21 protein-coding genes are annotated in these 17,766 nt (G+C 63.8%); 7 read left to right on the forward strand and 14 right to left on the reverse strand.

The features are described from left to right. Window positions 1-64: 64 nt before the first annotated feature. Window positions 65-1,114, forward strand: a complete 1,050-nt coding sequence (locus EF888_RS09655; protein WP_164721638.1) for an AI-2E family transporter — start codon at window positions 65-67, stop codon at window positions 1,112-1,114. A 4-nt stretch (window positions 1,115-1,118) separates the two neighbouring features. Here the strand turns inward: EF888_RS09655 and EF888_RS09660 are convergent, their stop codons facing one another. From EF888_RS09660 to EF888_RS09680, 5 genes are all read right to left on the reverse strand, one after another. Beyond that, window positions 1,119-2,033, reverse strand: coding sequence for a YihY/virulence factor BrkB family protein (locus EF888_RS09660; protein WP_109758802.1), 915 nt, complete (start codon window positions 2,031-2,033; stop codon window positions 1,119-1,121). Between the two features lie 128 nt (window positions 2,034-2,161). Beyond that, window positions 2,162-3,211 (reverse strand): DUF3618 domain-containing protein, encoded by a 1,050-nt coding sequence (locus tag EF888_RS09665; RefSeq protein WP_109758803.1) that lies wholly within the window; start codon window positions 3,209-3,211, stop codon window positions 2,162-2,164. Beyond that, window positions 3,204-3,599, reverse strand: coding sequence for a phage holin family protein (locus EF888_RS09670; protein ID WP_109758804.1), 396 nt, complete (start codon window positions 3,597-3,599; stop codon window positions 3,204-3,206). The genes EF888_RS09665 and EF888_RS09670 overlap by 8 nt, the downstream gene beginning before the upstream one ends. Then, entirely contained in the window at window positions 3,599-4,201 is a 603-nt protein-coding gene (locus tag EF888_RS09675) for a hypothetical protein (RefSeq protein ID WP_126918548.1), read from the reverse strand. Before EF888_RS09675 ends, EF888_RS09670 begins: the two co-directional genes overlap by 1 nt. 153 nt (window positions 4,202-4,354) lie before the next feature. Continuing rightward, window positions 4,355-5,581, reverse strand: a complete 1,227-nt coding sequence (locus EF888_RS09680; protein ID WP_109758806.1) for a DUF2254 domain-containing protein — start codon at window positions 5,579-5,581, stop codon at window positions 4,355-4,357. 412 nt (window positions 5,582-5,993) lie between these two features. On the opposite strand from EF888_RS09680, the gene EF888_RS09685 reads away from it, so the two are divergent. Beyond that, window positions 5,994-7,313 carry a PRC-barrel domain-containing protein gene (locus EF888_RS09685; RefSeq protein ID WP_109758807.1) on the forward strand — a complete coding sequence of 440 codons (1,320 nt, stop codon included), beginning with the start codon at window positions 5,994-5,996 and terminating at the stop codon, window positions 7,311-7,313. A gap of 93 nt (window positions 7,314-7,406) precedes the next feature. On the opposite strand, the gene EF888_RS09690 is transcribed toward EF888_RS09685, so the two are convergent. The 4 genes from EF888_RS09690 to EF888_RS09705 are packed head-to-tail and all read right to left on the reverse strand — an operon-like array spanning window position 7,407 to window position 11,315. Then, window positions 7,407-8,894, reverse strand: a complete 1,488-nt coding sequence (locus EF888_RS09690) for a phospholipase D family protein (protein WP_109758808.1) — start codon at window positions 8,892-8,894, stop codon at window positions 7,407-7,409. A 3-nt stretch (window positions 8,895-8,897) separates the two neighbouring features. Beyond that, entirely contained in the window at window positions 8,898-10,568 is a 1,671-nt protein-coding gene (locus EF888_RS09695) for a sensor histidine kinase (RefSeq protein ID WP_164721639.1), read from the reverse strand. A gap of 50 nt (window positions 10,569-10,618) precedes the next feature. Continuing rightward, window positions 10,619-11,167, reverse strand: coding sequence for an RNA polymerase sigma factor (locus EF888_RS09700; protein WP_109758810.1), 549 nt, complete (start codon window positions 11,165-11,167; stop codon window positions 10,619-10,621). Continuing rightward, window positions 11,157-11,315 (reverse strand): NepR family anti-sigma factor, encoded by a 159-nt coding sequence (locus tag EF888_RS09705; RefSeq protein ID WP_109758811.1) that lies wholly within the window; start codon window positions 11,313-11,315, stop codon window positions 11,157-11,159. Before EF888_RS09705 ends, EF888_RS09700 begins: the two co-directional genes overlap by 11 nt. Window positions 11,316-11,398: 83 nt before the next feature. Here EF888_RS09705 and EF888_RS09710 point away from each other — a divergent pair, with 83 nt between their 5' ends. Beyond that, window positions 11,399-12,223, forward strand: a complete 825-nt coding sequence (locus EF888_RS09710; RefSeq protein ID WP_109758812.1) for a response regulator — start codon at window positions 11,399-11,401, stop codon at window positions 12,221-12,223. Between the two features lie 122 nt (window positions 12,224-12,345). Here EF888_RS09710 and EF888_RS09715 read toward each other — a convergent pair whose 3' ends face one another. Both EF888_RS09715 and EF888_RS09720 read right to left on the reverse strand, forming a co-directional pair. Then, complete coding sequence (locus tag EF888_RS09715; RefSeq protein WP_109758813.1) at window positions 12,346-12,477, reverse strand: entericidin A/B family lipoprotein; 132 nt, start codon at window positions 12,475-12,477, stop codon at window positions 12,346-12,348. A gap of 6 nt (window positions 12,478-12,483) precedes the next feature. Beyond that, window positions 12,484-12,960, reverse strand: coding sequence for a hypothetical protein (locus EF888_RS09720; RefSeq protein ID WP_109758814.1), 477 nt, complete (start codon window positions 12,958-12,960; stop codon window positions 12,484-12,486). Window positions 12,961-13,120: 160 nt separating this feature from the next. Between EF888_RS09720 and EF888_RS09725 the strand changes: the two genes are divergently transcribed. Beyond that, window positions 13,121-13,936, forward strand: coding sequence for a formate/nitrite transporter family protein (locus EF888_RS09725; protein WP_241239862.1), 816 nt, complete (start codon window positions 13,121-13,123; stop codon window positions 13,934-13,936). A 3-nt stretch (window positions 13,937-13,939) separates the two neighbouring features. Here the strand turns inward: EF888_RS09725 and EF888_RS09730 are convergent, their stop codons facing one another. Then, window positions 13,940-14,668, reverse strand: coding sequence for a Crp/Fnr family transcriptional regulator (locus tag EF888_RS09730; protein WP_109758816.1), 729 nt, complete (start codon window positions 14,666-14,668; stop codon window positions 13,940-13,942). A gap of 84 nt (window positions 14,669-14,752) precedes the next feature. Between EF888_RS09730 and EF888_RS09735 the strand changes: the two genes are divergently transcribed. Together EF888_RS09735 and EF888_RS09740 are read left to right on the forward strand one after the other, a co-directional pair. Next, the gene (locus EF888_RS09735) at window positions 14,753-15,130 is read left to right on the forward strand and encodes a hypothetical protein (RefSeq protein ID WP_109758817.1); all 378 of its coding nucleotides are present in this window, start codon (window positions 14,753-14,755) and stop codon (window positions 15,128-15,130) included. An 89-nt stretch (window positions 15,131-15,219) separates the two neighbouring features. Continuing rightward, window positions 15,220-15,387 (forward strand): DUF1328 domain-containing protein, encoded by a 168-nt coding sequence (locus tag EF888_RS09740; RefSeq protein ID WP_109758818.1) that lies wholly within the window; start codon window positions 15,220-15,222, stop codon window positions 15,385-15,387. Window positions 15,388-15,525: 138 nt separating this feature from the next. Here the strand turns inward: EF888_RS09740 and EF888_RS09745 are convergent, their stop codons facing one another. Together EF888_RS09745 and EF888_RS09750 are read right to left on the reverse strand one after the other, a co-directional pair. Beyond that, window positions 15,526-15,945 (reverse strand): heme oxygenase-like domain-containing protein, encoded by a 420-nt coding sequence (locus tag EF888_RS09745; RefSeq protein ID WP_126918549.1) that lies wholly within the window; start codon window positions 15,943-15,945, stop codon window positions 15,526-15,528. 236 nt (window positions 15,946-16,181) lie between these two features. Next, window positions 16,182-17,099: a hypothetical protein gene (locus EF888_RS09750; protein ID WP_109758820.1), complete on the reverse strand. Its 918-nt coding sequence runs from the start codon at window positions 17,097-17,099 to the stop codon at window positions 16,182-16,184. A 56-nt stretch (window positions 17,100-17,155) separates the two neighbouring features. Between EF888_RS09750 and EF888_RS09755 the strand changes: the two genes are divergently transcribed. Then, window positions 17,156-17,731 (forward strand): hemerythrin domain-containing protein, encoded by a 576-nt coding sequence (locus EF888_RS09755; protein ID WP_109758821.1) that lies wholly within the window; start codon window positions 17,156-17,158, stop codon window positions 17,729-17,731. Window positions 17,732-17,766 lie beyond the last annotated feature (35 nt).

Genomic DNA, 17,766 nt, shown 5'->3' on the forward strand with positions numbered 1-17,766 from the left:
CGGCGCCGGAACGGAACAAAAGCCGGGATCGGAGATTATCTCCGCGAACGGAGACACGACCCCCATGCCGCGCGACAGCCTTCGCACCCTGATGCTCGCCATCATCTGCGCCATCCTGGTGCTGGCCAGCATGAAGCTCGGGCAGGCGCTTTTCGCGCCCATGGTCGCTGCCATCGTTCTGGGCGTCGTCTTCGCGCCCATCACCGACAAGGTGGAACGGATCGGCTTGCCCCGCGCGGGGGCGGCGCTACTGGTGCTGTTCCTGTTCCTCGGCTTCACCATCTCGCTGTTCCTGCTGATCGAACCCACGATCAGCCGCGCGATCCGCAACGGCCCGATCGTGTGGCGCGAGGTGACCGAGATCGGGGCCATGCTGAAGGCCAGGTTTGCCGGGCTGACGTCGCTTCAGGCGACGGTGTCGGAAGCCCTGGGCGAGACGGCGGGCGCGCCGGGGCGCGAGGACGCGATGGAGTTTCCGGGCGTTCTCGATGCGCTGGCCTATGCGCCGTCCATCGCCTCGGGTCTTCTCGTCTTCGTCGGCACGCTTTACTTCTTTCTCGTCGCGCGGTCGGACATCTACCGGAAGGTCGACAGGCTGAAGGTCTCTCTCAGCCACGACATGCTGTGCGAAGCCGAGGCGCGCGTGTCGCGCTACCTCATCACCATCTCGATCATCAACGCCGTCTTCGGCGTTGCAGTGGCGCTTGTCATGACGGCCATCGGCCTGCCCGGCGCCCTGATCTGGGGACTGGCGGCGTTCCTGGTGAACTACGTCCTGTTCCTTGGACCGGCGATGTTCACCGTGGCGCTTCTCGTGGCCGGCATCCTGGCCTTCGATGGGGCGGCCTCGTTCGTGCCGGCAGCGGTCTACGTCGGCATGAACGTGACCGAGGGCCAGTTCGTGACGCCCTCGCTTGTAGGCCGGCACATGGAGGTGAACCCGCTTCTGGTGTTCGTCTCCCTGGTGTTCTGGCTGTGGCTCTGGGGTCCCCTCGGCGGCATCGTGGCGATCCCGCTTCTGGTCTGGCTGCTGTTCGTCTTCGAAAAGCTGTCGCGTCCGCCGGTGCCCACTGTCTCGATCAACGCGAAGGGCGCAATCGAGGTCGTGGCCTGAGCGCCTAGCCGTCCGCCACCTTCTTGCGGCGGATGCGGCGGTGCTTGCCGCGAGCTTCGAGTTCGGCGTCGAGAAGCGCACCAAGCATCGTCACGAAGGCCGAGATCCAGAGCCACATCATCAGGACGATGACGCCGCCCAGGGCGCCGAAGATCTCGCTGTAGCGTCCGAAGCTCTTGACGTACCAGGCGAAGGCGGACGACAGGCCGATCCACAGCAGGCACGCGAAGATGCTGCCGGGCGCCAGCCAGCGCCAGCGGGCTTTGCCCCGGTTCGGCCCGAAGCGATAGAGGACGGCGAAGCCGAAGGCGCCTACCACAAGGATCACCGGCCAGCGCGCGACGTTGGTGGTGTAGGACCAGAAGCCCCACTCTCCCATCCGGCCGAGAATGGCAGGCACCAGGCCGAACGCGATGGCCGAAAAGACGAGCGCCGTCATGATGAACAGCGTAAGCGCGAAGATCGTCATGTAAAGCTCTATCCAGCCACGTCTTTCGCGGATCCCGTAAGCCACGTTTAGGCCCTGCATCAGGGTGCCGACCCCATTCGCGGCCGAGATGTAGGCGATGGCGATGCCGATGATGGCGGTCAGGCTCAGGCCCTCGCTTCCGGCGGAGGAGACGGATTCGATCTGAGTGAAGATGATGTCGCGCGCGGCCTCGGGGAGCGCCGCCGTCATGTTCTCGAGCCGCGGGATCAATGTCCGCGGATCGAGGATCAAGCCTGCGACCGCGACCGTTGCGGCGATGCCCGGAAAGAGCGCGAAAAGGGCGTAGAATGCGACGCCTGCCGCGATGAGAGAGAAGTTGTCGTCGAAGATGCGCGTCCGCACGACGGTGAGCGTGTCCCACCACGTCCGCGGAGGCAGATCGAGCGGCCCCTCGGCGGGTGGTTCCATCTGCGCTGAACTGTGCTGCATCGGGCTTCCTCGTCTCGCGGTCTATACCCTAAGGGAACCGAGTGTCGGTGTCATCGCGTCGAGGATACGAAAAGTGCCCCCCGCTGGTTCAGCGAGGGGCGCTTCATAGATGTACTGCAATCGGGCTATCAGGAAACCTTGCCGAGGCGCTGCGACGAGGCTTCGCTGCGCGCGGCGCTGGAAACGCGGTTCGCCGCACCTTCCATCGTCTCGCCGGTCTCGGACATGGCGTCCTTCATTGCGGCCTGACCTTCGGCGACCGTCGCTTCAGCCACCTTCCTCAGCTTCTGCGATTCCTCGCGGAACACGCGGTCGGCTTCATCGAACATCTGGTCGCGATAGGCGCCGATGGCGCGGTCCTCGGTGTCGGTCCGGGGCAGAAGGGCCGCTATGGCAGCGCCGGCTGCGAAGGCCAGGGCACCGACCAGAAGCGGATTCTCGTGCGTCGTGCGACGGGCGCGGTCCGCAGCCTCGGACATGGTCTCTTCGAGATGCTGCTGGGCCGCAATGGCGGCCGCACGGGCCTGACGCACGCGGTGGCGCGCTTCCTCGGACATGCTGTGCGTGCCTTCGTCGATCGAGTTGCGCAGATCGGAGGCCGAGCGCGACGCGCGGGCGCGATAGATGCGCGCGCGGGCCTTCATGGTGCCCCAGGTGCCCGGATCGTCGTTGTAGTCGTCGTCGTGGTCATAGTTCGTATAGGATGTGGTCGAATGGGTCATGTCGGATCCTCCTTCGGACTCCAGGATGCTGTCTTGACGGTAGGAGCGGCGCATGGCGCGATCGGCTGCGCGGACGCGATCGTCGAACCTTTCCGTCGGCGGTTGAGCGCGGCGAAAGCCCGAGGCAGGTGCGGTGTAATGCCGGTCGTAGTCAACCGACGCCACCTCGTCTGCGGGGTCACGGTCTTTCTTCGCGGTGTAGGTCCTGTCGCGGGGACCGGTCATCAGCCAGGCAAGGCCGATGCCGGTCAGCGCCAGGGCAACGGGATTGTCCTTGGCCGCGCGGCCAAGGTTTTGCACAACGTCGCGGCCGTTGTCCTTCAAGAACCGGCTGGCGTCGGACACCAGCGCCTCGGGGGACAGCCGCGACTGCAGGGCGGCAATCGAGTCCTCGAGTGCGGCGCGTTCGACCTCGATCTCGCGCTCGATCTCCTTGGGTGTGCGGTCATCAGCCATTGATCTGCTCCTTCAAAGCGGTCGCGTCGCGGCGCAGGTTCTCTGCGGTGCGTGTCGGCGCAAGGCTCTTGGCGCTGAGGTCGGACTTGCCCTTGAACGCCATGATCGCGGCCACGATCAAAAGGACGGCGCCCACGATGAGGGCGGCAAGACCCGCATTCATGCCCGCCTCGGCCATTGCGGCAACGGCCGCGGCAGCCAGGACGTTCAACGCGACCAGTATGAGAACGACTGCGCCGACCAGAAGCCCGATCGCCGTCCCGGCCCGCCCAAGGTTCTGGCGGATTTCGGACTTGGCCAGATCGACTTCCTTCCGCACCAGATTGGACAGGTGCGAAAGGATGTCGCCGATCACGGAAGTGGTGGGTTTCGGCTCGAGCGAGTTCATCAGATCTGCGTCCGATTGCGCGTCGGGACGTCCGCACGGGAGCCGGCGTAATCCGGTTGTCCATGCGTCGTGTCGAAGTCATCGGTGTCATCCGTGAGCGCGTGATGACCACGGTCGCTGGCCTTCATCATCCGGGCCGCCGCGAAACCGAGAGCAGCGGCGCCCCCGAAGAACAGAAACGGGTTGCGGCGGGCGAAGGCCGAAAGATCATTCTGCACGGTCCGGAGGTCGGCGGTGCGAACGGCGCTCGCGGCTTCCGCAAGATTGTCCGCCAGACGCTGCGCGGCTTCGTTGATGAGAGAGCCCGGCTCGAACGCGCCGCCGGCGTCGCGGATCTGCGATGCGGTGCGGTCGGCGCTGTTGGCGACATGGGCCTTGGCCTCGTCGGCCTTTTCCTGCGCCTTGCGCTTCGCGGCGACCGAGGCCTCGTCCAGAGCCTCACGAGCCTGGTTTCCGGCGCTGTTCATTTCGGACTTCGCGGCGTCGGCCGTGCTTTTGGTGGCGTCCTTCGCCTGATCCGAGATCTCGGTAGCAGATTGGCCCGCCTTCGAGGCCATGCTGTCGGTGTCGGTGCCGGTCGTCTTGGATGCGGGTTTCGTCATGGTCATCCTCCTGAGGGATAGCGAGTGCGATGCCGGCGCGGCGCGTGATATCCGTTGCCGGAGATAGGTTGACACCCCGTCAGGGGCTCTTCCCTTGTCTGTCCGGTCAACGTCGACGAACGATCTTGGTTCCGATCAAGCGGCGCCTCGACTTTACCCCGCGAGGCGGGCGTCGCCGCCTGTGCCCGGAGATGCCTCGAGCCGGGCGCGCAGGGCCCGGACGGCGGCTGCGAGGTTCGTCGCATCGCCACCTTCCATGCGGTCGAGAAGAGCGATCCAGCGGCGTCGTGTCAGCTGATCGGGCTCGACGTATTGCCAGGACGCGCCGAACGTTCTGTCGAGGATCTCGCTGAGCTCGATCCTGGGAAGATGAACGCGATCGGTCCCCTCGAGCCCGAATTGGCTGCCCTTCGCTGCTCCCTCGACGATGGCAGCAGCGAGCCAGTTGAGGCCGTTGATGGCGGTGAAGGGATCGTTGACGCCCGGAGACAGGGCGCGCGCGATCATCTCGACCTGCTCGTCGGCGATGAAGAGCGGCGATTGATCCTCTGTCTTGGAGCGTCCCACCGCGAAGGCTGCGCGCAGTTCCTCGGTGATATCATCATCCAAAGGACGGTCCGTTCGAACCACGCATTGATGCGCGTCGACGAAGATGCCCGGCACGGCGTCGACGACGATCGTCAGCCCATGCGTCTCGGCCACGGTATCCAGACGGTTGACGTCCAGACGCTGGATGTATCCCGGTCTGTCCAGCGAAAGAGAATGACGAAGGTGCGGAGGCTGACCAGGGGCCTCGAACCTCGCACTTTCGACGAGCGCGTCGCGGAACCGCTGGCCGAGACCCGAGGCGATATTGGCCACGTTGATCGTCTCGGGAATGTGGTGGACGAAGTAGATCATCACGAAGACCGATCCGAAGGTCAAGGCCATCCCGAGCAGGACGGAGACCTGCGGGACGAAGGCGTCAGCGTCTTCGCTCGCCGGGGCGTGCAGGCTTTGGAGGATGAGGAGGGCGTAGACGAAGGTCGAAATCAGGATGCCGAGGCTCCACTGGTTGCCCCGGTCGCGCATGAAATTCCCGATGAGTCGCGGGCCGAAGTTGCCGGACGCGAACGACACGGCGACCATCGTGACCGAGAACATGACCCCCGTGACGCCGATGACCGATTGCGCCGCCACCGTGAGGGTCGAACGAGCGCCGTCGAGCTGCGTATCCGTCAGGCTCTCCGGCAGCCAGCCTGAAAGGTCGACGCCGCTGCGGTCGAGCGCGAGAGTGGCTTCGGCGAGGATCATCGCGGCGATGACGAGGCAGGAGGGAACGAACCAGTAGCTTGCGCGAAGGTCGGAAAGGATCTTCTGCACGAAGGCGCGGTGTCGCATCGGGTCTCCGGTTCTGGCTCGGACGGTGGGATATTTGCTGCGGATCTATAATGTATGCCCGGACGTATGACCGCCAACGTCCTGCATTTGAGTCGGTTCCGACGAGGCTTTTTTCTCCTTTCGCATGGCTGATGCAAAGATTTCAAAATTTTTTGATCGCCTTGGGAACCGAGACGGCGAGGGGGTGTTGGTAGCCTGACGCTGGAGGACACTTCCCTCCCTGCAGCGTGTCCCAAACTGTCCCGTTTGGCCTTGCCGAGAGACCTTGGTCTCTCGGCCTTTTCTTTGAAGATCGCCCTTTATCGTGCAGAAATTTAAGTAAAATTTCCGGGGAACGGATTTTGATGATCGGCGTTCTCGACACAAGTGCCACGAAGCACCCAAGCAAAAATTCCCTTACGGAGGAAGAGACATGAAACGTTTCATGACCACCACCGCGATCGTGACCGGCCTGATGGCCGGGACCGCCTTCGCTCAGGATGCGGGCTCGATGTTCCGCACAGAGTCCAACGCTCAGGAAATCCAGGCGTCCGAGTTCATGGGCAAGCGCGTCTATGCTGCCGAAGGCGGCGTTGAGGGCGATGCCGTCGAAGGCATGCAGGATGGCTGGGAAGACGTCGGCGAGATCAACGACATCATCCTTGGCCGTGACGGCTCTGTCGAAGCCGTTCTCGTCGATATAGGCGGGTTCCTCGGCATGGGCGAGCGTCAGGTTGCGCTGAACATGGACCAGGTCCAGTTCGTCGCTGACGAAAGCACCACCGATGTCGACGACGACTACTTCCTGGTCATCTCGGCCTCGCGCGCCAATCTCGAAGAAGCGCCCGAGTATTCGATGGACACCGCCGCCACCGGCGATGCGGCAACTGAGCCGATGACCGAAACCGACACCGCTGCCGCCGGCGATACGGCGACAGAGCCGATGACGGAAACCGACACCGCTGCCGCCGGCGATTCGACGACCGAGCCCATGACCGACGAGCAGGTCGCGGACGAGCAGCAGGCCACCAACGAAGCCACGGCTGAACAGCCGACCGAAGAAATGGCCGAAGGCACCGATGCGACGGCTGAGCAGCCGGCCGCAGAGATGGCCGAAGGCTCCGACGCAACCGCTGAACAGGCGACCGAAGAGATGACTGCCGAGGCCGAACAAGCCGGTGACGCCGTCGTCGAAGGCGCCGAGACAGCCGGTGAGGAAGTCGCCGAGGCGGCTGACGCAACTGGTGAGGCGGTCGTCGAAGGTGCGGACGCTGCGGGTGACGAACTTGCCCAAGCTGCCGACGCCACAGGCGAAGCGGTTGCGGAAGGCACCGAAGAGGTGACTGCCGAAGCCGAGCAGGCTGGTGACGCTGTCGTCGAAGGCACCGAAAACGCTGCCGGCGACGTTGCCGTGGCGACCGACAGCACCCTGGGTGCGTCGGACGGCATCATGCGCGACGGCTACGACACCGCCGTGTATGAAGACCTGACGGCCGAGGATCTTACGGGCGCTCGCGTCTATGACGGCAATGACGAGTGGATCGGCGAAGTCTCCGAACTGCTTCTGAGCGATGACGGCCAGATCTCCGGCGCGGTCGTCGATGTGGGCGGCTTCCTTGGCCTCGGCGAAAAGCCCGTCGAGCTGTCGATGGACGAACTCGACATCCTGCGTGAGCAGAACGGCACCAACCTTCTCGTCTACATCCCGATGACGAAGGAAGAGCTGGAAGCCCTGCCGACCTACGAGAACTAATCGAAAGTCACAGGTGTGAACGAGGCGCGGGAGTTTCTCCCGCGCCTTTTTCTATGGGTCCGAGCGATGTCTTTAGGATCGACGTGCTCAACGTCAGACGAGTTCGTGCGGAACCCCGGCGACCGGCGCCGCCATAAGCCGCGCGTCGGACAGGCGGTAGGGCAACAGGAACGAGCGCCGCTCCGCCGGTGGCTTACGGGAATTGTCGACGACCGTCGCACGCCATTCGTCGACGGTGTCGAGACCGCCCATCACCGGAAGGTGGGGCATCCAGTGGGTGAACAGCCTTTCGCGCAGCTGACGCACCTTCATCGGGTCGGCCAGGTGAACGCCAGCCTCGGTGTCCCACCTGAGGCTCCGGCCGTTCAGGTTGGCCGATGACACGATTGCCTCGCTGTCCCCGAAGATCGACACCTTCGCATGGACGTAGATGATCGGCGCGCCGTAGAGCTTCGCGCGATCGCCTTCGTCTTCGTTCGCTTCGCGCAGCTGGGCCGGGGCGCAGAAAAGAGCGCGGTCGCCGAACCCCTCGCGCACCACGTCGACGCACTGGGTCTGAAGATGCTCGCCGAGCTGCGCGTCCTGTTCCCTGTTGTTCTCGAACGCCACGTCCTCAGGAGCTGCGGGAAGGACCATGATTAGGCCCAGATCCGGACGCGCCAGTCCGATGTCGGCGAGCGCCGACGCCAGCGGCAGGTGGCGGAAGTATTGCGTCTCGATATAGATCAGCCCCTCGGCGCGTCGCAGCGCGGCGTAATGCGCATCCTCGATCTCGGAGGCGACGGTGCGGGGTGAGATGTGGAATGGGTTGACGTGGCGCTTGGCCGAAAGCGTCCGGACGAAGGCCTTGGACTGCGCCGTCGGCTGCTGGCGGCCGCGGACCACGTCCTTGAATTCCTCGAGGTGTTTCTGTGCCGCCGCCACCACGGACCCGGTGACGATGACCTGCACGTCGTGCCAGGTCTCGTTCGCCGGACGGTCGTGGTAAAGGGTGTCGAACCGTCGCTCGTCGAGGTCGATGCCGCCGATGAACAGCTTCTCGCGGTCGACGACCGCAAGTTTCTGGTGATGCGTGGCGGGCACCATCGGGTAGGGGCCGTCGAGGCTCTGGTTCCAGAGGCCGGGCGTCAGGTGGTCGGCCTCGTTCCTGGCCAGCCGTTCGCGCACCTTCTTGCGGAAGGCGATGCGGGGCACCCAGCCCACGCGCGCGGGATGGGCCGCCACGTCGAAGCTCAGGTCGCCCGCCTCGCAGAGTTCGGAAAGGATCGCGGCCTGACGGGCGCTGTGCCAGCTTGTGCGATGATACTTGGTCGCCAGGATCGGGTCGAAGTCGGTCAGGACCAGCCTGATCGATACGCCCCGTTCCAGCGTGTGCTGGAGCAGGTCGAACCACGTCTCGCCGATGGCACAGGCTTCAGGACTGCGGAGACGCGTCGACAGGTCGAAGATGCGGAACCCCGCCCAGATTTCGCGGCTTGCCCCCATGAACAGTCGCTCAAGCGCCGGAAAGGCCTCCGATCCTGTGACCAGTACGTCGAGCGACTCGATTTCGCTCGAGAGGTCGGCAAGAGCGTGCGCCATGTCCTATTCCGCCGCCTGGTGCAGCGGAGTGGCGGGCTCGAGCTTCGGGAACTCGACCTGGATGACGTATTCGTTCTCGCCTTCCGAGATGTGGATCTCGCCGCCGAGTTGCGACACGAAGGCATAGATCAGGCGCGACCCGAGGCCGGTCTCGGCATCGCCGGCGGTCGGCTGTCTGACGCCGCGCGAATTCGAGATGGTCAACGAGACGTGGCGCGGATCGGGTTCGTGCATCTCGATCCGGATGAAGCAATTGCCCTCGCGCCCGTCGCCGGCGTATTTCGCGGCGTTCGTGACAGCCTCGGTCACCAGAAGCGACAGCGGGACGGCCTGGTCGGGGTCGAGCTCGACCGGCCCGAGCGACACGTCCACCTCGCACAAGGGTGTGCTGGGGATGCCGCTGACGATGCTGCGGATGATCTCGTCGATCAGCGGGTCGGCGCGGACGACATCCACCTGCGTGTCGGCGTAGAGCGACTTGTGGATCAGGGCGAGGCTCATCACGCGATCCTGCACCCGGCGCAGGACGCTGCGGGCCTGAGGCGACTCGATCGAGCGGATCTGCATGTTCAGGATCGAGGCGATGAGCTGGAGGTTGTTCTTCACCCGATGGTGGATTTCCTTCAGCAGGACCTCTTTCTCGCGCACGTTCGCCGCGAGGGCGGCGTGGTTCGCGGCGATGCGGTCGATCATCCCGTTGTAGCTGTCGGCGATTTCGGCGACCTCGGGCGGGGCGTTGTCGAGGATGGCGTGCCCGTTCTGAGGTCGTTCCGGAGAGTACCGCGCCATCCGGCCCCGCAAGACCTTGAGATGCCGAAGAACCAGTCGATCCATCGCGAAGAACGCCACGAAAAGCCCTGCAAGCCACATCAAGACCGGGAAGGCAGGCGTCGCCGCGCCGATCATAGAGGCGGGCGCACGGCCTTCGATCCATCGGCCGACGGCATAGAGGTCGCCGTGAAGCAGGGGGACGATCGCGATCAGCATCTCGCGACCCGGCGCGACGGTGACCCGATGCGCGGTGCCGAGACGGCCAATGGTGATGTTCTCGGGCACGACACCCAGGGCCTCGAAGTCGGCTACGTTCTCGATCCCGGTGCTGGCCGAGAGGATCAGGCCGGTCCGGTCGACGATCGCCAGCTCCATGTCGTTGATCTGGTTGGCGAGCAGCGTGTCAGCCAGGCTGTGAGGGATCGAGATCGAAAGGGCGCCGAGGAGGCCGCCCTGGGGATCGCGGATCGGCTCCAGCGTGACCATCACCGACTGTCCGGTCACACGCCCTTTGCGGGTTACGGTAACGGTCGGCACGGGGCGCTCGAAGAATTTGTCGATGATGGCGGAGTCCGCGAGGTTGTGCTCCTGGCGGTCGGAGGCGCAGATCACGCTGCCATCGGGCCGAATGTAGAGCGAAAGGATCGACGGCGACCTTTCGTCGAAACGCGCGAGGATGTCGGAGCAGATCGGGGCCGAGGGATCTATCGTCGCCAGTGCCGCGGCGAGTCCCTGCGCGGCGCCGAGGGCGCGTTGCATCAGCGCGACCTCCTCGTTCGCCGCGTCTGCGGTCTGCACGAGAATGTCGCGCTCTGACAGAACGCGGGCTTCGCGGACGACGCTGAAGGTCTGGAAGACCGCAATCAGGCCAAGCGGAAGAAGCGCGAGAGTCAGCAGTGCCAAGAGGCGAACCGCCAGGGTTCGCCTCGATAGAAATCTCAATATTCCCGCCTTCATGCTGCGGGCCTGCCTCCAATTATCGAAAGTGTCGCAGAGTCGGTCATTGCCGGGCTTTCACCATGAGCGAGGTGAAGGAGTTCGGCAAGCTTCTGGCGGCCGCGGTTGGCGCGGCTCTTGATCGTTCCCACGGCGCAGCCACACATCTCGGCCGCTTCCTCGTACGAGAAGCCTTCCGCCCCCACGAGGATCAGAGCCTCGCGCTGTTCGTCGGGCAGCTTGGCGAAGGCCACACGGAAGTCGTTCATCGCAAGTCGGCCGTCGTGCGCGGGCTTCTCGGACAGCCGCCCGGCCATCTCGCCGTCCACGTCGGCAACTTCCCGCCCCCGCTTGCGACGAAGCGAGTAGAACGTGTTCCGCAGGATGGTGAAAAGCCAGGCACGCATGTTGGTACCGGCCTCGAACTTGTCGATGTTGGCCCAGGCCTTTACGATGGTTTCCTGAACCAGATCGTCCGCCGTGGCAGAGTTTCGGGCCAGGGACATCGCGAACGCACGGAGGGAACCAAGATGTTCGACGATTTCCTTCCGCGGGTCATTCGTCATGCGTTTGACCCCGCTTCTCGGCGTTCAGTTTCGCTATGAGATCGAGGAACTTGTCTGGCAAATCCTGATTGACAACGTCTTGATAGACGCGTCGGAGATTTTCGTCGATCTGACGTTCGACGTTGGACTTCTTAGGGTCAGTGGCCATTTGTACCGTAACTGTGAAAATATATCTTCGCCGGGGGAACCCTTCTCGTCAGTAAAGGTTCCAAAGAAAAACAGGAGCGCAACATGAATTCTTCCGACACCGCTCGCAGCCTCGCTGCCGAGGTTGCCGCGCATGTCCCATATCTTCGTCGATATGCCCGGGCGCTGACCGGAACACAGGGAAGCGGAGACCGCTACGCACTCGCCGCGTTGGAGGCCGTGGTGGCCGATCCGGACGGCGTGGGCGATGCGTCATCGGTAAAGGTCGGGTTGTTCCGCGCCTTCCACCAGATCTGGTCCTCGTCGGGCACGCCCGTCGCCAGCGAGGACGATGGAGCGATACTGGAATCGCGGGCGCAGTGGCGCCTGAGCGGCCTCACGGCGAATACTCGGGAAGCTCTGCTCTTGAAGTCGGTCGAGGAATTTTCGTTCGACGAGGTCGCCGCCATCATGCAGGTCGAAACCTCCGAGGCCGAGGATCTGTACGAGATGGCGCAGGACGACCTGGCCAGGCTCGTCACCGGCAGCGTTCTTATCATCGAGGACGAGGCGATCATCGCCATGGACCTCCAGTCGATCGTCTCGGCCATGGGGCATCGCGTGACCGGCATCGCACGCACCTATGACGGCGCGGTGGCTCTCGGCGCAAAGGAGACGCCGGATCTGATCCTCGCCGACATCCAGCTGGCCGACAAATCGTCCGGGATCGACGCCGTGAACTCGCTTCTGGCGAAGCTGGGCGAGCGGCCGGTGATCTTCATCACGGCCTTCCCCGAGCGCCTTCTGTCCGGCGAGAAGCCCGAGCCGCCGTTCCTCATCACCAAGCCCTATTCCGAAGAGCAGGTGCGGGCGGCCGTCAGCCAGGCGATGTTCTTTGCGACGACTGAAGAGATGGAGACAATCGCCTGATCTGACTGGCGATTTCGGTTCAGAGGCCCCGGCGCGTCCGGGGCCTTTTCTTTTGCGCGTTCCCCAAAGAAGAAGGGCGCATCGTGAGACGCGCCCCTACCAGCTATTGTCTGCGCAGACCGTCAGTATTGAGCGTCGACTGCGCTCTCCTGGATGGCCTCGCCGCCGGCTTCGACGTCACGGCCTAGGCCTTGCATCGTTTCGCAGCCGGCAAGTCCGGCGAGAGCGAGGAGAATGAGGATCCTGAACCGCATGAGCGATCAGTCCAGGTGCGTGACGACGTTGTCCGCGAAGGCGTCGATCATCGCGGCGTAAGCCTCTTCGACCGGCACCGTCTGGACGAGGGCGCCATCGGGCATGAATTCGAAGTTGCCGGCTTCCTCGAGGCGAACGGTGAGGTTGTAGTATTCCTCTTTCGTCATGTCCTCGTTCTTCATCCGGACACCGGCGACGATGGTCGAGTCCTTGCCGAGTGCGGACTGGAAGCTGTTGGACATGTCCACTTCGTTGACGTCGATCAGGATCTCGTAACCGTCGTCTTCGGCGATGCGGTCGCTGACCCGCTCGAGGATCGCGGTTTCGAGGTCGCCCGAGAGGTTCGACCAGAAACTGGCGGCGTCGCGGCTCTGAACGGCTTCGATGTCGAAGGTCACGTCCACTTCCTGCACGCGATCCTGCGCGAAGGCGGGCATCGCGGCGGTCAGGGCGATAGCGCTGGCCATGATAAGGCGTTTCATTGCATTCACTCCTATGGTCGCGGCAAAGGCCGCAATTGGCCAGACAACCGCGCGCATCGGATCCGGTTCCGGTGACACACGAGATAGGCACCGTGGAACCAGACTGTTTCCGGGACGTTGCATGCCATTGCCGCCGTATTCCGCAGATTCCCGAGGACCCATGCTGAAAAACAAGGAAATCCGCGACGCCAGCGGATTGAACGCTCGGATGATCTATGAAGTCATCCGCCGTGAAGGGGACGAGGAGCTCGAGCGGCCGAAGTCGTCGCTGGCCTGGTCGGGCGTCGCTGCGGGCCTGCTTATCAGCTTCTCGGTACTGGGGGAGGCGATCCTGCGGACGAACCTCGCCGACCTTCCGGCGCGCTACCTGATCGAAAACCTGGGCTACAGCTTCGGCTTCCTTTTGGTGATCCTTGGACGGATGCAGCTTTTCACCGAAAACACCATCACGACGATCTTCCCGCTGGTCGCCCTCAAAAGCATGCGATGCCTCCTGAGGGTCCTGCGGTTATGGAGCATCGTGCTGGTCGCAAACGTCGTCGGCGCCGCGATCGCCGCAGCTTTCATCGCCTATTCACATGCCTTCTCGCCCGAGATCATCGCGGCCGTCTCGGACCTGTCGCATCATGCGACGGGCTTCTCGCCCCTGGCAGCGATGGCGCGCGCCATCCCCGCAGGCATCCTCGTTGCCGCAATCGTCTGGATGTTGCCCGGCCGGACGGGAAACGAGGTTGTTATCATCATCCTCTTCACCTGGCTCATAGCGGCCGGCGACTTCACCCACATCATCGCGGGATCTGTCGAGATGTGGTTCCTGATCCTGAATGGTGAGCTTGGACTCGCAGACGCCACGTTCCGGTTCTTCCTGCCGGTCCTCTTCGGGAACGTCCTCGGCGGCTCGGCGGTGTTCGCCATGCTGGCCTGGGGTCAGGTCCATCTGGAAGTGGAGGATAAGGTGGCCCAGAAGGCGGTCTGACACTCAGATCAGGGCGCGGACCGACGGCCGTTCCTTCTGCTCCAACGCGATCGACTCCAGTTCTTCCCGGTCGAGGATGTGCAGCACGCCCCCGCGCCAGCTTACGATCTGGCGCTCCTTCAGGCGCATCAGCGTCTTGTTCGTATGAACGAGAGACAGGCCGAGGGCGTCCGCCAGATCCTGCTGCTTGAAGGGCATCGGGCATTGGCCCTCGCGCGCGAGGCCGCTTTCCTGCGCTCGTTTGTAGAACCGCAGAAGCCCCCACGAGATGCGCTCCATCGCCGAGAGTTGGCCGACCGAGGCCAGGATCTCACTCAGGAAATGCTCCTCCATCGCGGCCAGCCACGTCAGATCGTAGGAGCGATGGGGCTGGTTCTTGAAGAGCGACCACAGATCGCTGCGGTCGAAGACACACAGAACCATCGGCGTCACCGCTTCGACCGAATGCTGCATCTCTCCCATGACACCGGCCTGCAAGCCGATGAAATCGCCGGGGAAAACGAAGTTCAGGACTTGGCGGTTGCCGTTCGGAAGGATCTTGTACCGAAGTCCCATACCCTTCAGCGCGGTATAGAGTTGCGGACTGTTGGAGCCCTCCATCAAGAGAGGCGTGCCGGCACCGATATTGAGTTCGCCGGACTTGAACCTGCGCATGAACGCAAGTTCTTCCCCCTTGAGTGTCTCGAACGTGTCCAGCTTCCGGAGAGGACATTCGGAACAATCAGTGACCATGACCCCTCCAGCTATGTCACAGTTAAATGTGAAACATCGGTTTTGGTTCCATATTCCGCGCTCCGGGAAGGGAGCAGGAAACCGATGAACGACTTCGTGAACGACTTCGAGACGGGTGTGCCGCTGCGCTTCCTGATCGTTTCAGGGAAGGTGGTTCTTGCCGAGGACCTGGCCGAGATGCTGGAGACCGAGTTCGGTGCGACCGTCGATGTCTTCCGGACGCTCGACGAAGGAGCCTGGGCGCCGCATTACGGCGCTGCCTTTCTTGGAGTGCCGCTGCCCGAGATGATCCAGCACGATCGTGTGCGAGATCTTCTGAAACGCGAAGTGCCAGTGGTCGTGGTCGATGGTGACCTTCCGTCGACCTACGAGATGGCCGGACTGCTCAACCTCGATCCTCCATTCCGCAAGGCTGACGTGACCTCTATTTTGCGCAAGTCACGGGTAATCGGACCCTTCTGAGGCAACGCGCGTCTCCTCCGGGCCGCGGAACCGTGCGGACGCTGGCCGGTTGTTTCTCCAAACAGTGGTTCGTGAAAGGAGATACAACCATGCTTGGTTGGGCCCTGACGTTTCTGGTGATAGCTGCGATCGCGGCGTTGTTCGGGTTTGGCGGCATTGCCGGCGCATCCGCTGGCATCGCTCAGATCCTGTTCTTCATCTTCATCGTTCTGTTTGTCGGCGCGCTCATCGCGCGCGCGGTTTCAGGACGCACCTGACAAGGCTTCGGGCGGCGAGGCTGCCCGAAGACGTCTCTGGAAGCTCCACCTCTCTCAGTCGCGCCCACATCAGAATTGCGCGAAAAATGGTCGACCGATGAGCCTCCAGGAGGTCGATCGATTCGCAATAGCCGTCGATCAGGCCTGGCCGAGGGCCGATGTCTGGAACGACCGAAAAGCCACGACGGTGGCCTGAAGGATGTCGCGCGCCCGCGCGCTGCCCGGGTCGATCCCGTCCAAAGCGGCGCAGGACGCCGACCAGGCACCACGGACGTCGATCCGGTCCATGTAGGCGGGCAGGGGAGATGGCATCGCCCAGTTCCGCCGCATCGCCTCGACGCCGAGGCGCGACCCGAGGACCACATAAGCCGCTGCGAGGGGTTCGTCGCATCGCGGCATCGCCAGCTTCAATGGCTCGAGGTTGCGCCGCGCGCAGTCCTTCTCGAGAGCCGCCTTCAGGCGCGACGAGGCTCCGCGCACGCGACGCGACCGATGAGCGGCAAGAGCGGGGAAAAGGTGGCGGACGGCGCTGGCGTGGGCCGACAGAAAGCGGCTCATCGTCCCCGCGGGGTCGGCCTCGAACCACGAGAACGCAGCTTCGGCGTCATCGTGAAGGCCGCGGGTTTCCTGGCGGAGAACATGACGAAAGCCTCTGGACTTTCCTTCTGGGGTCACGCGGGCCGCAAGGTCGGTATCGAAATGCAAAAGAGAGACGCTCCTGAGCGGAAGAACCCGCATCGGACCGAGAGGTTCCCCGCGCCGAAGGGAATTACATAGCGGTCGCGGACGGAAGGTTAAAGGAGGCTTTCCAGAAGCCGCATCGCGTCGCGGATCGTGGCATTGGGCGGTGGCGGCGCAGCCGATGTGGGCGCGGGAGCAGGGTAGGGGTTGGCCCGACCGAACCGCGCGAAAAGGCTGGTCAGATCCGGCTCCATTGCCGCAAGTATCCGAGCGCGATCATCCGCAGGGATGTCGAAGGGCGGGCTGGCGGCGAAGGCGTCTCGGGCGCGCGCGAACAATCTTTTCTGCCGTCTGTCGTCCATGCCGATGGCCTTGGCGTGACGCATCAGTTCGACCACCGGTCCAGGGACGCTGGCGTTCGGCCTGCCCGGCGGGTCGCAAGGCACCTCCCCCGTCCCCATGAACTGTCGCAGACGTGCCAGGGGTGGCGCGTCCTCGTACAGCTCGACCCTCATCGCCTCGTCGCCGAAGACGTCGGCCCAGGCTGTGACGCACGTCCGATAGTCCATCTCCGGCGCGATCCGGCGAGGGTCGTCGATGAAGCGCGACACCGGCACCGAGAAGCCGTTTCCAGGCTGCTTGGTCTTCTGATTGTAGCACGACAGAAGGAAGTCGTCCGGCTTCCGCAGGAAGGTCACGATCCTCGCCGGGCCGACGCGCGCACGAAGCCGGGCGATGGCGTCGGGCGGGCAGGCAAAGAACTCTTCGCTCGACAGAAGGACCGCACGTCCACCGAAGCGCTCCAGCACCCGCGACAGCACATCCAGCTCTTGCGTCGCATCCGGTCTTTCGCCGCCGGGCAGGGGTTTGCCTTTCAGGGCGAACGCCAGACGATGCTGGGCGGGAAACATCCAGTTGACCCGCGGATAGAGCACGCCGCGCCGTCGCAAAGTCGCCGCCGCACCCGCAAAGGCGGTCTGTATGGCGGTTGTCCCTGTCTTGTGAGGGCCTATGTGGATCGTCAGTTCCATCCCGCGCCCGAACGCTCTAGACCGGCAACGAGTGCCGGCAGAAAGGTAAATATTCGGTGGATGACCCGCATCTGGCCCTGGAAGAGCGAAGCGCCCTTCCCGACGCGCTGCGTGTCCTTCTGGAGTCCTATCCGCGCGATGCCTGGGAGGCCGACCCCAACTTCAGCGGCCTGATCCGCTTCTGGCTCGACCGTCACCTGATGTTCCGCAAGCTGACTGCGACAATGGCGACCGAAGCCGAGCAAGCTCTCGACGGCGAGCTGTCGCCCGACGTCTTCGCGTCCCATCTGTCGCGCTACGGCTCGATGTTCATGGGCGAGCTTCACGGCCACCACATGATCGAGGACGCACACTACTTCCCTCACCTCAAGTCGCTCGACACGAGGCTGACGCGCGGCTTCGAGATCCTCGACCGCGATCATCATGCCATCGACGGTCATCTCGAGGCTTTCGCCCAGGACGCAAACGGAGCGCTGCGGGCTGTCGCCGCCCGGACGGGGCACAAGGATGCGACCGCGACGTTCGGCAAGGGACTCGCCCGGCTGGAAGGATTTCTCGACCGCCATCTGACCGACGAAGAGGAGCTTGTCGTGCCTGTCCTGCTCAGGTTCGCGCCTGCCGGTCTGACCTGACTTCATCCTCCGTGCGCCGTCTTAGGCAACAATTG

It is taken from the genome of Silicimonas algicola (assembly GCF_003970735.1).
Lineage (GTDB): Bacteria > Pseudomonadota > Alphaproteobacteria > Rhodobacterales > Rhodobacteraceae > Silicimonas > Silicimonas algicola.

Bases quoted from the DNA above. Each gene is read 5' to 3' on its own strand.
- EF888_RS09655 (WP_164721638.1), top strand. From the start codon at position 65: ATGCCGCGCGACAGCCTTCGCACCCTGATGCTCGCCATCATCTGCGCC.
- EF888_RS09660 (WP_109758802.1), bottom strand. From the start codon at position 2,033: ATGCAGCACAGTTCAGCGCAGATGGAACCACCCGCCGAGGGGCCGCTC.
- EF888_RS09665 (WP_109758803.1), bottom strand. From the start codon at position 3,211: ATGGCTGATGACCGCACACCCAAGGAGATCGAGCGCGAGATCGAGGTC.
- EF888_RS09670 (WP_109758804.1), bottom strand. From the start codon at position 3,599: ATGAACTCGCTCGAGCCGAAACCCACCACTTCCGTGATCGGCGACATC.
- EF888_RS09675 (WP_126918548.1), bottom strand. From the start codon at position 4,201: ATGACGAAACCCGCATCCAAGACGACCGGCACCGACACCGACAGCATG.
- EF888_RS09680 (WP_109758806.1), bottom strand. From the start codon at position 5,581: ATGCGACACCGCGCCTTCGTGCAGAAGATCCTTTCCGACCTTCGCGCA.
- EF888_RS09685 (WP_109758807.1), top strand. From the start codon at position 5,994: ATGAAACGTTTCATGACCACCACCGCGATCGTGACCGGCCTGATGGCC.
- EF888_RS09690 (WP_109758808.1), bottom strand. From the start codon at position 8,894: ATGGCGCACGCTCTTGCCGACCTCTCGAGCGAAATCGAGTCGCTCGAC.
- EF888_RS09700 (WP_109758810.1), bottom strand. From the start codon at position 11,167: ATGACGAATGACCCGCGGAAGGAAATCGTCGAACATCTTGGTTCCCTC.
- EF888_RS09705 (WP_109758811.1), bottom strand. From the start codon at position 11,315: ATGGCCACTGACCCTAAGAAGTCCAACGTCGAACGTCAGATCGACGAA.
- EF888_RS09710 (WP_109758812.1), top strand. From the start codon at position 11,399: ATGAATTCTTCCGACACCGCTCGCAGCCTCGCTGCCGAGGTTGCCGCG.
- EF888_RS09715 (WP_109758813.1), bottom strand. From the start codon at position 12,477: ATGCGGTTCAGGATCCTCATTCTCCTCGCTCTCGCCGGACTTGCCGGC.
- EF888_RS09720 (WP_109758814.1), bottom strand. From the start codon at position 12,960: ATGAAACGCCTTATCATGGCCAGCGCTATCGCCCTGACCGCCGCGATG.
- EF888_RS09725 (WP_241239862.1), top strand. From the start codon at position 13,121: ATGCTGAAAAACAAGGAAATCCGCGACGCCAGCGGATTGAACGCTCGG.
- EF888_RS09730 (WP_109758816.1), bottom strand. From the start codon at position 14,668: ATGGTCACTGATTGTTCCGAATGTCCTCTCCGGAAGCTGGACACGTTC.
- EF888_RS09735 (WP_109758817.1), top strand. From the start codon at position 14,753: ATGAACGACTTCGTGAACGACTTCGAGACGGGTGTGCCGCTGCGCTTC.
- EF888_RS09740 (WP_109758818.1), top strand. From the start codon at position 15,220: ATGCTTGGTTGGGCCCTGACGTTTCTGGTGATAGCTGCGATCGCGGCG.
- EF888_RS09745 (WP_126918549.1), bottom strand. From the start codon at position 15,945: ATGAGCCGCTTTCTGTCGGCCCACGCCAGCGCCGTCCGCCACCTTTTC.
- EF888_RS09750 (WP_109758820.1), bottom strand. From the start codon at position 17,099: ATGGAACTGACGATCCACATAGGCCCTCACAAGACAGGGACAACCGCC.